Here is a 14,211-nt window from a genome sequence, read left to right as displayed (position 1 = left end):
TGATTACTAACGTGTTGTTTTCTCAAAAAATGATTTGGAAAGAAGATCAGAAGCTTACCTGGGATAATTTTCAAAGTCCTGTCAACAGGAAAAGCAATCCTGATGTGGTAGCTTACACGCATTGTGGCTGGGAATATACCGTAGTAAAATCTACCAATCCTAAATCACCTGTAAAAATTGATATTCAGACCATTTTCAATATTGATAAGTCCTGGAAGGATGTGAAAAGAATCGATGATTATGTTTTGAATCATGAGCAGAAACATTTTGATATAGCAGAAGTTTTTTCCAGAAAATTAAGAAAAGAAGTCGCTGAAAAAATAAAAACGTCAGGAGATTACGATAAGAATTTTAAAGGCATTTATAACCGGATTATGAATGAATACCGCAGTTTCCAGATTTCTTATGATAAAGAAACCAATCATGGAAATAATAAAGAAAAACAGGCAGAGTATAATGCTCTTATTTCGCAAGAATTAGAAAATTTTAAAAGCTATAAAACCTCTTGAAGTTCCTCAATAAAATTATCAACGAATTGCTTACCCAGAATTCTGATCTTTCAGAATTTAATATCGTTCTACCCGGTAAGCGACCTATTGTTTTCATAAGACAGATTTTAGAGGAACATCAATATTCGGGATTTCTTCCGAGTTTTTTTACGATTGAAGAATTAATTGATGAGATTGCTGACAAGCAACCGATTCAGGGGATTTCTCTGTGGCTTTTTGCATTTGACGTATATAAAAGTCTTCATCTTATTCCTAATGATGATTTTGCTGAATTTTTAAAGTGGTTTCCGACTTTACAAAAGGATTGGGACGATATTTTGAAGTTTTCAGACAATGATCAGCTCGTGTTACAGTACATGTTTGATGAGGAGAGGATAAAAGAATGGGCACAGGATCTTGGCGAAGATGATGACGTGCCAAGAAAAAAATTCATTAATTTCTGGCAGAATATGAATGTTTTTCTACCTGTTCTAAAACAGAAATTACAGGAAAAAAATTGGGCGACTTCGGGAATGATTCATGAATCTGCCAAAAAGAAGATTGTTGATTTTGCGAAGAATACAAAAGAAAACTTTGTGTTTTGTGGATTTAATGCCTTTACACCTGTAGAGGAAAAGCTGGTCAGAAGTCTTTTGCAGTGGGATAAAGCACAATGCTTTTTTCAGGCAGATCATTATTATTTTGATGATGAAAGACAGGAAGCCGGAAAGTTTCTAAGAAATCATAAAACATGGAAAGAATTTAATGATGTTCGGGATTTTCAATGGATTGAAGATGATTTTAACCAGCCTAAAAATATAAAAGTTTATGAAGTTTCAGGAAACATAACCCAGGCAAAAGTTCTGCCTGAGATTTTTAAAGAAATTGAAAATAAAACCTATTCCAATACAGCAGTCGTCTTGCTGGATGAAAATCTTTTGCCTGCCAGTCTGGATGTTATGTATGATGTTCGGAATCTGAATATTACAATGGGTTTTCCTTTGAAAAATCTTTCTTTTTCTAATGCTGTAAAACAGTTATTTTACCTACAGAAACAATTGGAAAAAAATAAATCCTCCTACTATTACCGGGATATTTTTCCAATTCTTGAAGAGCTTCCTAAATCAGCTGAAGATGAAGAGGTTATTGCTCAGTTTAAATCCAAAATAGAAGAACGGAATATTGTTTATATTTCAAAAAAGCTGTTGCATGAACTATTAGCCGGACTCTCTTATTATAATCTGCTTCAAAAAGCTGAATCTACAAACGTATATCTTGATTCATTAATAGATTTTTGTAAAGATATCAAGTGGCTGGAAATAGATGATATTCAATACGAAAATGTTTCTCATTTCGAGAATGCATTTAAGGTAATCAAAAATCAGCTTTCGCCTTACCAGTTTGAGATTAAAATGGAAACACTGGAGATTCTGATTAATCAGTATATTAATTCTGAAAGTATTGATTTTCAGGGTGAACCGCTCCGGGGTCTGCAGATTATGGGACTTTTGGAAACCCGTCTTCTGAATTTTGAAAATGTGATCATGCTTTCTGTTAATGAAGGTAAATTACCTTTAGGAAACTCTCAGAATACTTATATTCCTTTTGATATCAGAAGGTTTTTTGATCTTCATACTTTTTTGGAAAATGACAGTATTTATGCCTACCATTTTTACCGCCTGATTCAGGATTCAAAAAATGTACATTTACTTTTCAATGCGTTAAGTTCCGGAGTAAACACCGGAGAAAAAAGCAGATTTATCACTCAGATTGAAATGGAAAGTTCTCACCCGATCGAGCATTTGATTATTGAGAATTCTTCTGAACCGATTATCACGCAACCCATAGAGATTTCAAAAACGGATATCGTTTTAGAACGGCTTCAAAAATGGAAAGAAAAAGTATCGGCTTCCCATCTTACCAGTTACCTCTATAACCCCATTGATTTTTATCTTTCCAAGATTCTTAAGACTTCCGAGACAGATGAGATTGAGGAAGAGTTATCAGTGAAAAATTATGGAAACTTAGTGCATTATACTCTTCAAGAAGTATATGAGGTGTTAAAAGGTAAGGTATTAAAAGAAAGTGATTTAAAAGAATCAATTAAAGCAATAGATTATTATATAGAAGTGGCCATTGATAAGCTGAAACATCAACCCGAGTTTTATGAAAAAGGGATGAACTATATTCATAAGGCTATTGCAAAAAAAGTTATTGAAAACATCCTTAATCATGATCTTGATTTGGTGAAAAACGGAAATAAGTTAGAGATTCTGGATATTGAAAAACGGTTTGAGAATGTAGATTTTTACCTTGAAGAAAATGATAAAATTTCCTTTTTTGGATTCATTGACCGAATTGACAGGCTTAACGGGACATTAAGAATTATCGATTATAAAACAGCCAAGATCAAAAATCTTATGGTAAAAATAGATGCAGATAATGTGGACGAGTACTTCTTTAACAGCGACAGGAAGCAGGCTTTGCAGCTTTGTATTTATCAGTATGTTGTCCAGAACCTTCCTGAATTTTGGGGACTTCCGATAGAAACAGGAATCTGGAGTTTTGCTGAAGCTAAAAAGGGAGTTGTTTCGCTGCAGTTTGACAAAGGAACTATAGATGATGCGATGAAATCTATTAAAAGTCTTATTCAGGAAATTTTAAACCCGAATGTTAATTTCATAGAAAATATAAAGTCTTTTGCCTATTAAAGTTAAAAGCACTCCATTTCTGAAGTGCTTTTTGATTATGAAGAATGGTTTTTTAGATTTTTACTTTTTTACTTACAATTTTCCCGTTATTATTGGTGACCTGTACAACATAGATTCCTGATTCCAGAGTTTTGGATTCAAAATGATTTTTTTTTATTTCAGTTTTTTCTATTAAACTTCCTGATATACTGTAAATAGCAATGTCTTTTAAACTGTCTTTTGCAATGATAAAGATCTGTTTGTTTTTACTGAATATTTCTGTTCTTTCATTGAGACGAGTCAGGTTCTCAGACTTTTTATTAAACTGAAGGCTGTAATAAGGAGTTATAATTTCGAATATATTGTTTTGATTATCAATTATTTTTAAATTAATTCCCTCATCTTTTTTATAATCTTCGCGAGAAATAGTTTTAATTAAATTTTTATTCTCATCGAAAATATTTATCTGAGTTAATTCATTTTCATCAAGTTTTAAGGTGAGAATATTATTATTATCAGATTTTACAATTTCCTTTTCTGTAATTGCATTGGGAGTATTTTTGATGTAAGGAATTAGTTTTTCTGAATTGTTGTCGGATACTTTTAATAAATAAACTCCATCTTTTAAATTCGATAAGTTGTTATTTGTGACCGACTTCCGGGTCTGTTTTTCGGTATTGAAATCTACAATTTCTTTTAATTCCAGATTATGTAAATTTAGTTTAATCTGTGACGAATAAAGTGGGCTTGTTTTTTGTTGATTATCTGGTATTTTTGAAGTTAAAGCCGCCCATTCATTAAATAAACCACCACTTCTCAATGTGTTAAATTTAGCATTAGAAGCCATTACAAATGGAATAATTCCTCCAACATGGCCTAAAGGTCCCCAATAGAAAGCCTCAAGTTTATATTTATTTAAATCCCACCATGGATAATATCCACGTTGGGTATCAATTGTTTTTGACGTATTTTCAGGTGGAATAGCAAGATCAATGGTAGAATGTCCTAATGTCATGGGAGTTTTGTTATACCAATCGTAGACATCACTTGTTTTCAGGCACTGTCTCAGATTATTGTTTTGATTATTGGTAACATCATTTATAAAATTCGTGGTGAAAAGTTTTCTCCAGAGAAACGGTCCCCAAAGTAAGCCTCCGTTATCCTGAATAACATGGTAATTGTATTTATCCAGATATTCTGTGGAGATTACCTCTGAAATGCTGTTGGTATACGTTTTATAACCTGTATTGTTACAGGTATTGACCACATTCGCAATAAAAGAAGTAAAAGGATAAACATCTTTTTCTATAACTCCTTTCTGAAGTGTCACTCCTGAAAAATCATAAGGTCCGTCTCCCATACTAAGCATACTTGAACTTTAGATTGGTGGGATTTGAAATATTCAATTTTTTCAACGTAGACATTGCAGCGTGTGCTCCCTGAGAATAGCCGGTAAGAAAGTATTCATCGTAACGTTTTATGTTTAATTGGGCAAGAATTTTATTGGCAGCAGTTACAAAATCAATAGTTGCACTGGCTTCTGTAGGATAGTGTACATAAGGATGAATTCCTTCACCGGAACCCATACCCACATAGTCGGGAGCCATTAAAATATAGCCGTTGAGTACATAGGAAAGTTCTACCACAAATCCGGCGGTCAAAGTACCTTTAAGGTTTGACGGAACATTTTCCCGGCTGTCGGTGGTCCCGTGCTCGGAAACTACAGTAGAGAGTTTATAATCTACATTAGGGTACATTAGCAGGCCTGTTGCTTTTACCAATATGTTCTTTTCGTTTTTGGTGTAATAGGTTATTTTGTATGCTTTTAAGCCTACATTAAAACTATTCAGATAATTTGCAAAATCTGGGGTGTTTTGCTCTCCAAGATTATTTGAAATAAAATTTACCAGACCTTGAGGTGTAAGATTAAGTTTTTGTTCAAAACTGGCAATATCTCCGGATTGCTGTGCGAAATAAAAAGGTGCTGATAGCCCTAACAGTAGAGTTGTTATTTTTTTCATTGCTTGTATTTTTTGTATGTTTAAATTATATTTTTTTAGTACAACTCACACTATGTTGAATGATTAATAATTATTCATTGAATATAATTTATTGATTTTGAGTATGAAAAAAGCCTGGTCAATCTGATCAGGCTTCACTATATGCAAATATTTTGTCTTTTTTAGAAGGCATTGATACCTGTAATATCTAATCCTGTAATCAATAAATGAACATCGTGAGTTCCTTCATAAGTAATTACCGATTCAAGATTGGCAGCATGCCGCATCATCGGGAATTCACCCATGATACCCATTCCGCCAAGTATCTGACGGGACTCTCTTGCGATATCGATAGCCATTTTTACATTGTTTCTTTTCGCCATTGAAATTTGTGCAGGCGTTGCTTTATGATCATTTTTAAGTGTCCCTAACTGAAGGCAAAGTAATTGAGCCTTAGTAATTTCTGTTAAAAATTCTGCTAATTTTTTCTGTTGTAACTGATAAGAACCGATTGGTTTTCCAAATTGCTTTCTTTCTTTAGAATACTGAACAGCAGTACAGTAGCAATCAATTGCAGCACCGATTACACCCCATGAAATTCCGTATCTGGCTGAATTCAAACACGATAAAGGGCCTTTTAATCCTGTTACTCCCGGAAGTAGATTCTCTTTCGGAACTTTTACATCATTAAATACCAATTCTCCTGTTTTTGAAGCTCTTAAGCTCCATTTATTATGAGTTTCAGGGGTTGTAAAGCCTTCCATTCCTCTTTCAACAATTAATCCCTGAACTTTTCCGTCTTCATTTTTTGCCCATACAACAGCAATATCGCATAAAGGAGAATTTGTGATCCACATTTTGGCTCCGTTTAAAAGATAATGATCACCCATATCTTTAAAATAGGTTTCCATAGACCCCGGATCAGAACCATGATTGGGCTCTGTTAATCCAAAAGAACCAATCATTTCTCCAGAAGCTAATTGAGGTAAATATTTCTTTTTCTGTTCCTCAGAACCAAATTCATTGATCGGAAACATCACCAGAGAACTTTGCACAGATGCTGCAGATCGTACTGCAGAATCACCTCTTTCCAGTTCCTGCATAATCAGACCGTAAGAAATCTGATCCAGACCCGAACCTCCATACTCAACCGGAATATACGGACCAAGAGCTCCCACTTTTCCCAATTCTCTCATCAGGTTTGGAATATCAGTATGATTTTGTGCAGCCTGATCAATTTGAGGCATTACAAAACTTTCTACCCAGTCTCTTATTGATTGGCGAATAAGTTTATGTTCTTCGGTAAGTAAAGCATCAATTCCGAAATAGTCGGGAATGCTGGTAAGAGGATAATATGACATGATTTTTTGATTTAGCTAAAAATAGTACTTTTCGTGGTGTTTAAGAAATTTTTTTTGAAATCAGCTTATGTATTGATTTTCAATGGAATGTGATTCGAAATGTTTTGAGTGCGATTCTAAAACCTGAATTTAAGATTCCTCGTCATTAGAGATCGGATACTGGTTGGTCGAATTATGAACTTTATTGGTGAATTTATACAAATAAGGTGCTTTGTTGGCAGAACCGTCATAAAGTTTTTCAAGCCTGTCTAAGATGTTTAAGCTTAATATTTTACGCTGGAAATTGTTTCTTCTGAACTTTTGACCTAAAATGGTTTCGTAAAGAGACTGAAGATCCTTCATGGTAAATTTTTCAGGCAGAAGATTGCTCGCTGCTACTTCAGTATTGATATTCATTCTGAGATATTCCAGACCGGTTTCAATGATTCGGTCATGGTCAAATGCCATTTGAGGAAGATTGCTGACTTCAAACCATTCGCAGGTTTCGTTAAAAGCATCCGGAAAGGTATTGGCAAGAGAAAAATCGATCAGACTGCAGTACCCAACAGTGATAAATCGCTGGAAAATCCAATGGTCTTTAGGAATTTCAATTCCTTTGTTATTAAGCAGTATCTGGTGAACATTATTCTCAGTTCTGTCAATTCTACCGAAAGTATGAAACTGTTTCAGGAAAATATCTTTAAGATGTGTTCTTTCATGTAAAACACGGGCAGCGGCTTCGCGAAGATCTTCATCGTTAAATACAAATCCGCCGGGCAGAGACCATAAATTCAGATCGTGGTATTTTAAAAGTAAGATTTTCAGGATGTTATCATGAAAACCAAAGATTGTGCAGTCAACAGATACGTGTGCTACAAAATCTTTTGTATCAATAAGTTCCTGAAGTGATTGTTTGTTTTTTGTGTCCTCGATTTTCATGGGAGTAAAAATAAAATTATTTTCTAAATGTTTTTCCTGACAAGCCGAAAATATATTAAACTTATTGTAAATATCACAATTACAGCGAGTAAAATATATAATGGATAGTAATTAATCAGCTGTTTTCCGAATAATAGTGACATGATAATAGAACTTAAAGAGCTTCCTAAGGAAGAAAAAATAACAATAAGGGAAGTAAAAAGATTGGCTTTTTCCCGATCAATTTTAGCGATCATTTTTGAATTGATGACAGGGTAGAGCGGTGATAAAAATAAACCGATAACAGGGAATAAATATAAAAGTGCTTTCGAATCATCCGAATCAAAATACTGTATACCTAAAATAATAGCTAACACAAGTATGATAAAACCTAAACATATAGTGTAGTATCTGGATAAAGAAAACCTGTGAATGATATTTGCGGTTATGGTACGTCCGACATAAGAAAAAAGGGCCAGAAATGATGATGCCTGGAGTGCAAAGAATGAATTGACTTTCAAATGGTTTTTATAAAATGAAGGCAACCACGAATTAAAGCTTTGTTCAAGAAAAACAATAAAGAAAATGACGCCTAAAAAAACTAATACAGAAGTATTGACAAAACCTGAAAGATCTGCGATAAGTCCTTTGCTTTCATTTTTTTCAGGTTCATTTATGGGGGTTCTGAGAAATAAAATAATGGTGAATATGGATAAGACCGAAATAAATAAAAAGCCATATTTCCAGAATTCTGAAAATCTGCTGGAGATCAACCATCCAAAAATGGTATTTACCACAAAAATTCCGATCATAAAAGATGCTTCAACGCTATTCATGGTCTTCGCAAGAGATTTTTCGTCCGAAATATTACTTCTGATAATTCCAAAAACACAGATTTTTCCGATCGCAAAACATGCTCCTACGATGGCAAACCAGAGTTTATAAAACCAAAAAACTTCAACAAATGGTAAAATTGCAGAGCAAATTCCCACAATAGAAACAGCCGAGATAAGAGATTTTTTAGTTCCTGTTTTGCTGATGAAATTAACGGCAAAAAGTGAAATAAAAGCAATGGGAATATCTTTAAAAGACTCTAAAAATCCCAGCTTTTCGTACGTTATTTTTGCCTCTGAAAGTTGCAATATTATAATGCCCATACAGTTTAAGACCATCGAAAAAATTAGAAAGGTAAGTCGTAGCGGAAGGGAAATATTGGAGAGCTTGCTATTCATTTTGGGGATTATTTTTATTGATTTTTAGTAAAATTTTATGTTAATTTAGATAAAATTTATGCCTTTCAACCCCCAAAAATAAACGAAATATTAAAATAATTATTAATACAATGTTAATTATTTAAAAAAAAATATATTTTTATTGTCTCAATTTGAGAATTAAAAAACTAACTGTATATGAATGTAAGAATATCTAGAAGTCTGGGAATGGTTGCAGTGCTTTATTTTACTGCAAATTTCAGTGCCCAACAAAAGGCCAATGACACCCTTCCGAAAGAGAACCAAATTGAAGAAGTGGTGATGATTGGGTACGGTACTCAAAAGAAGAGTAATGTAACCGGAGCAATTTCAAGTGTGAAGGCTTCCGATATAGAAAACTCTCCCGTAGCAGGTAGACCGGAGCAAGTTCTTCAAGGAAGAGCGGCGGGGGTATCAGTAGTGTCAAATTCCGGGCAACCCGGAGCTGCTCCTACCGTAAGGGTTCGTGGTATTACCAGTTTTGGAGCCGGAAGTAACGATCCGCTTTGGGTAGTAGACGGTATTGTAGTAGACAATATCGGATGGCTGAATCAATCTGACATCGAAGGAATGGAAATTCTGAAAGATGGTGCTTCAGCTGCTATTTATGGTGTTTCTGCAGCAAAAGGGGTAATTTTAATTACAACGAAAAAAGGAGCGAAGGGCAGAATGAATCTTTCTTACAACGGTTTCTTTGGGGTAGGAAGTGCTTCAAGAAAGCTTGATCTTCTGAATGCATCACAATATGCCACCATCATGAACGAGGCCAATGTAAATGACGGTCATGCTCCGATGTTTGCAAATCCAAGCTCTTTGGGAACCGGAACCGATTGGCAGAAGCAGATTTTCAACAGTGCACAGCGCCAGTCTCATGAGTTCAGTATCAACGGCGGAAATGATAAATCTACATTCTATACTTCATTCGGCTATTATGATCAGGAGGGTATTGTATTGAGAGATATTTCAAATTATAAAAGAATTAATGCCAGATTTAATTCAACTCATAAAGTATTCGATTTTTTAACCATAGGACAAACTTTTGCTTACACTCATGTAAAAGCACAGGGAATTAATGACAATAACGAATTTGGAGGTCCATTAAGTTCTGCCATTAACCTAGATCCGACAACACCTGTTGTCGTAACAGATATTGCAAGCCAGCCTTTCCCAAGTGATTACACTAACAATGCGAATATTGTAAGAGATCCTAATGGAAACCCTTACGGAATTTCTCACTGGGTAAGTAAAGAAATGACCAACCCTTTAGCATTTCAGGAAACACAAAGAGGAAGGTACAGATGGTCTGATGATATTGTGGCAAATGTTTTTGGAGATTTAAAGATCAATAAACATTTAAATTTTAAATCAACGGTCAATGGTAAATTGTCTTATTGGGGCAATCAGGCATTTACTCCACAGTCCTATTTAAGTTCGGCTAACTCTACTAACATCAATAGCTTATTTCGTGAAGTTCAAAAGAAATTTGAATGGAATACAGAAAATACCCTTACCTATCAGAATAGATTTGGTAAACATAATTTAAGTGTTTTGTTAGGGCAGGGATATTACGAGTATAATATTTCTAACTGGCAAAACACGACCTATAAAAATCTTCCAACGAACGATTGGAGAGAAGCTTCCTTTAACTTTGATATTGCCGCAACAGATAAATCCACCAATGCGGGAGATGGAAAGGAAACCCACAAAGCGTCTTATTTTGCAAGAGTAGTGTATGATTATGATAACAGATACCTTTTCACAGGTACCGTTCGTAGAGATGGAACTTCAAAATTTGCTCCGGCCAATCATTGGGGAACTTTCCCTGCAATGTCATTAGGATGGAATGTATCTAACGAAAGCTTCTGGCCGGAAAATAAAGTGATTAGCAGCTTTAAATTAAGAGGAGGATACGGTGTTTTAGGAAATGATGCGATTGATGATTTCCAGTATGCCAATTTCTTTGTAGCAGGGAGCAACTATACTTTTGGAGATAATATCGTTCGTGTAGGATATGCACCAAGTACATTAGAAAACCCGGATCTTAAGTGGGAAAGAACATCACAGCTTAACATTGCGGCAGATCTTAAGATCTTTAAAAATTTCGATCTAAGTGTAGATGTGTACAGAAAGAAAAGTACAGACATTCTTAGAAGAATTGCTTTACCTGGTTATCTAGGTCTGATCAATGACCCTTGGAGAAATATAGGGGACATGAATAATGACGGTATTGAAGTAAGTCTTGGATACAAAAAGAACTGGGGAGATTTCGGGATATCAGCAAATGGTAACTTCGGATATTTGAAAAATGAAATTACCCGTCTTGAAGCTAATAAAGAATATGTAAACTTTGCTTCTTTTCAGACATTAGGTACTGTTTCCAGACTACAGGTTGGCCAGTCTTATGGTTCTTTTTATGGTTTCCAGAATTTAGGAGTTTTCCAAAACCAAGCGGAAGTCGATGCATATAGAAATTCAAACGGGGCTTTAATTCAACCCAATGCAAAACCGGGAGATTTTAAGCGTTTAGATGCTAACGGAGATGGTAAAATTGATGAAAATGACTATATCAATCTAGGTAATTCTGTACCGAAATATACTTTTGGGTTCACTTTAAACATGAATTATAAGAATTTTGATCTTATGGTATTTGCTCAAGGGCAGGCAGGAAATAAAGTTTTTCAGGGATTAAGAAGACTTGATATTCCTGAGGCCAACTATCAGACAGCAATTTTAGATCGTTGGACTGGAGAAGGAAGTACAAATACAATGGCAAGAGTTACAAAAGATGATCCAAATCAGAACTACACAAGAATGTCGGATTATTATCTTCAAAAAGGAGATTATTTACGTATTAAATTAGTTCAGATTGGATATACGCTTTCTAAAGATACAGCCAAAGCAATTGGAGCTTCTAAAATAAGATTCTACGTAACAGGAGAAAACCTTGTAACATTCACCAAATATACAGGTTATGATCCTGAAATTGCAGGATCTGACACTTTTGGTATTGACAGAGCCTTCTATCCACAGGCAAGAACTTTCCTTTTCGGTGCTAATGTTCAATTTTAATTAAAGAAAAAATGAAAAATAATAGATTTATATATAAAAGTGTTGCTGTTTTAATGCTTGCGGGAGTTGGTTTCGGAGCAGTTTCTTGTAGCAACAGTAATCTTGAAGATGTTCAAAACACAGGAACTTTTGATGAAAGTACTTATTTTCAGAATGAAGAACAGTCATTTTCTGGTTTGGTAGCTACTTATGATATGTTAAGAAAATACTCCGGAGGTTTTGAGAATATGGTCACTTTCTTTAACGGAGCTTCTGATGATTTCTATTCCGGAGGAGGAAACTCTTCTGATGGTGCCGGAATCCAGGGATTTTCAAATTACAGTATCAACCCGGTGATTATGCCGGCAAGTTACTGGAAAGATTATTATCAGGGAATTGCTAAAGCGAATATTTTGCTTGAAAAAATTCCTGCAGCTACTATGAATGATCAGACGAGAAACAGATTTATCGCTGAAGCTAAAGTTTTAAGATCATTATATTATTTTGAATTACTTAGAGTATTCAAAAATATACCTTTAATTTTAAAGCCGATTAAATATAATGATGATTATTATAATATTCCTCAGGCTAAACCTGAAGATGTTTATACTCAGATAGAAGGGGATATTCTTGCGTCCATTGCAGACCTTCCTATATCGATTGATCCGAATAATAAAAGTCAGATTGGAAGACTTACACAAGGTTCAGCACGTGCTATTTTAGGAAAAATTTATTTATACGATAAAAAGTACAGCTTAGCTGCTGCTCAGTTCGAAATGGTAAACGGAACTCCGGGAGGAACAAGCCAGTATGGATATAAATTAGTAGATAATTTCGCCAGTTTATGGGTTGTTGATAACAAATTTACTACAGAATCTATCCTTGAGGTTATGCATACCAATGGAAGTAATGCAGACTGGGGATTCTGGGGGACAGGAAAAGATGAAGGGAATTCTGTAAATCAGATGGTGGGAATTGTTTCTTACGGTAAAGTAACCTTACCCCCTCCGGCTATTAATGATGCTCCAAGTATTCACAAAGGATGGGGATTCAATCCGGTAACCGATGATTTATTCAACTTTATGCAGGGAGATCCTCGTTTAAATGCTACCATTTTCAATGCCAAAGTATTAGTACAGGAAGGTAAAGTTACCTATTCTCCAGGATTTAGAGATACAGGATATTTCTTAAATAAGTACCTGCCAAGAACGACGGATGAGACTACCTTACCGGGAGCTATTGAATTGAACTTTCGTCAAAACTATATCGCCATTAGGTTAGCAGATACGTATTTAATGGAAGCGGAGGCTTTAGGTGGTTCAGGAGCAAGAGCTCAGGCATTACTGGATGCGGTAAGAAGCAGAGTGGGGCTAACGTCAGTTCCTGTTTCTATGCAGGCAATTAAAGATGAGCGAAGAAGAGAATTGGCAGGAGAAGGTCACAGATGGTTTGATTTGGTAAGATGGGGAGATGCTCCGGCTAAACTAGGCTCAAGGGGATTTACTTCAGGGAAAAATGAAATTCTTCCAATTCCTTTTAATGAATTGACCAACACTGCTTTAAAACAAAACCCTGGATACTAATAAATAATTTTTTAAACATGATAACTAAATATATTAACAAAGGCTTACTACTTAGCGCTGCGGTATTTTTCTTGGCAAGTTGTACCCCGGATACCATTGATGATGAGGGAAATGGTCTTACTCAAACAGCTACGGCAGATGCTTCTTTCACAGTGACAAAAACAAGTGAAAACAGATATCATCTAAAAGCTGTAAATGATAATAATATCAATTTTATTAATTCTCAGTGGAATATCGATTATGATGGTTTTAATAATGGTAAAAATGAAATTGACATCTTTTTTCCCGATGCAGGAACATACACCATTCAGCGTAATACAGTAGGTATTGGAGGGCAGGTTGCAGGAACAGCTAATCAAACTATTGTTGTTCCCACTGCGGATCCGGTTGCAGGAAATATCATTCAGGGAGGAAGATTTGATACTCCTGATGAAATTGCAAAATGGACAATCCTTCCTATCAGCTCTACAGGTGCACAATGGGTTTTTGCTAACGGAAAGGCTACGATTGTTGCTTCAAATAGTAATCAGCAGGCTTTTTATCAGGCGGTAAATGTTGTAGCAGGACAGAAATATTCAATAGATATGGTAGCTTCTTCAGCAACTGCTTTGGAAGATACCTGGTTTGAGGTTTATATGTTAAATAGTTTACCCGCGCCAGGAAATGATGTCACCGGAACTGTTTACCGAAATATCAATACTTGGGATGGATGTGGTAAAACAGCATTTGGAGGAAAAGTTTCAACGATAGGCTGTAATAGCAGTAAAAACGGCGGAGTTTATACAGCGACAGCTACCGGAACTGTTTATTTAGTCATCAAATGTGGAGGAAAAACAGTAAATAGCTTAAGTGTTGATAAAGTTGAACTAAGAAAAACTACTTAATCTTTTCCAC

The 14,211-nt window shown here is 35.1% G+C and carries 10 protein-coding genes; 5 read left to right on the top strand and 5 right to left on the bottom strand.

The window, feature by feature from the left end; genetic code table 11:
- The first annotated feature begins 29 nt into the window (after positions 1–29).
- Entirely contained in the window at positions 30–509 is a 480-nt protein-coding gene (locus M2373_RS02970; RefSeq protein WP_259107295.1) for a DUF922 domain-containing protein, read from the top strand.
- The gene (locus M2373_RS02965; RefSeq protein WP_259107291.1) at positions 506–3,199 is read left to right on the top strand and encodes a PD-(D/E)XK nuclease family protein; all 2,694 of its coding nucleotides are present in this window, start codon (positions 506–508) and stop codon (positions 3,197–3,199) included. Before M2373_RS02970 ends, M2373_RS02965 begins: the two co-directional genes overlap by 4 nt.
- A gap of 52 nt (positions 3,200–3,251) precedes the next feature.
- Here the strand turns inward: M2373_RS02965 and M2373_RS02960 are convergent, their stop codons facing one another.
- From M2373_RS02960 to M2373_RS02940, 5 genes are all read right to left on the bottom strand, one after another.
- On the bottom strand, positions 3,252–4,547 hold the full coding sequence (locus M2373_RS02960; RefSeq protein ID WP_259107288.1) for a T9SS type A sorting domain-containing protein: 1,296 nt from the start codon (positions 4,545–4,547) through the stop codon (positions 3,252–3,254).
- Positions 4,540–5,199 (bottom strand): lipase family protein, encoded by a 660-nt coding sequence (locus M2373_RS02955; protein WP_259107286.1) that lies wholly within the window; start codon positions 5,197–5,199, stop codon positions 4,540–4,542. The genes M2373_RS02960 and M2373_RS02955 overlap by 8 nt, the downstream gene beginning before the upstream one ends.
- 161 nt (positions 5,200–5,360) lie before the next feature.
- The gene (locus M2373_RS02950; RefSeq protein ID WP_259107283.1) at positions 5,361–6,539 is read right to left on the bottom strand and encodes an acyl-CoA dehydrogenase family protein; all 1,179 of its coding nucleotides are present in this window, start codon (positions 6,537–6,539) and stop codon (positions 5,361–5,363) included.
- A 129-nt stretch (positions 6,540–6,668) separates the two neighbouring features.
- A complete protein-coding gene (locus M2373_RS02945; RefSeq protein WP_259107281.1) occupies positions 6,669–7,457 on the bottom strand; it encodes an NrtR DNA-binding winged helix domain-containing protein in 789 nt (262 codons plus the stop codon).
- A 23-nt stretch (positions 7,458–7,480) separates the two neighbouring features.
- Positions 7,481–8,593, bottom strand: a complete 1,113-nt coding sequence (locus M2373_RS02940) for a sugar MFS transporter (protein WP_259107279.1) — start codon at positions 8,591–8,593, stop codon at positions 7,481–7,483.
- Positions 8,594–8,845: 252 nt separating this feature from the next.
- On the opposite strand from M2373_RS02940, the gene M2373_RS02935 reads away from it, so the two are divergent.
- The 3 genes from M2373_RS02935 to M2373_RS02925 are packed head-to-tail and all read left to right on the top strand — an operon-like array spanning position 8,846 to position 14,201.
- Complete coding sequence (locus tag M2373_RS02935; RefSeq protein WP_259107276.1) at positions 8,846–11,755, top strand: TonB-dependent receptor; 2,910 nt, start codon at positions 8,846–8,848, stop codon at positions 11,753–11,755.
- A gap of 11 nt (positions 11,756–11,766) precedes the next feature.
- Complete coding sequence (locus M2373_RS02930; protein ID WP_259107273.1) at positions 11,767–13,317, top strand: RagB/SusD family nutrient uptake outer membrane protein; 1,551 nt, start codon at positions 11,767–11,769, stop codon at positions 13,315–13,317.
- 17 nt (positions 13,318–13,334) lie between these two features.
- A complete protein-coding gene (locus tag M2373_RS02925) occupies positions 13,335–14,201 on the top strand; it encodes a hypothetical protein (protein ID WP_259107270.1) in 867 nt (288 codons plus the stop codon).
- Positions 14,202–14,211: the final 10 nt, after the last annotated feature.

It is taken from the genome of Chryseobacterium sp. JUb7, assembly GCF_024806495.1.
GTDB lineage: Bacteria > Bacteroidota > Bacteroidia > Flavobacteriales > Weeksellaceae > Chryseobacterium.
The sequence above is the reverse complement of the archived record's forward strand: the minus strand, read 5'-3'. Positions and strand labels throughout refer to the sequence as shown.